The sequence below is a fragment of the Vibrio sp. 1978 genome (assembly GCF_033344345.1).
In genome coordinates this window covers 1-357 of the sequence record NZ_JAWPOP010000124.1, presented here as the reverse complement: position 1 = coordinate 357, position 357 = coordinate 1, and the positions used below count along the sequence as shown (strand labels likewise).

The following is a 357-nucleotide window of genomic DNA, read 5'->3' as shown; positions in this document are numbered from 1 at the left end:
ACGCTGCTGCAAACTGACTACTACGGTCTATTCCGCAGTCGTAAGTACAGTGGTATTGATAAGATCGCATCGGCTAACCAGCTGAGCTACGGTGCAAGTACGCGCTTCTTTGATGATGACTACAAAGAACGTTTGAACGTGTCGTTTGGTCAGATCTACTACTTCGATAAGAAGACGAAAATCAGCAATAGCCCGAACATTCCAGACGAGACAACCAACTACTCTTCATGGGCAGTTGAAGCTGATTTCAACTACAACGACTACCTGTTCTATCACGGTGGCGTTCAGTACGACATCGACTTAAGCTCAATGCAGCTTGCCAACAGTACGTTGGAATATCAGTTTAACGGCGGCTTT

Annotated in this window: 1 protein-coding gene; it reads left to right on the top strand. The window is 45.9% G+C overall.

Going from position 1 to position 357, the window contains the following annotated elements:
- Positions 1–357 (top strand): LPS assembly protein LptD (gene lptD, locus R8N49_RS24925; protein ID WP_318190189.1); only part of this gene is annotated, 357 nt, incomplete at both ends.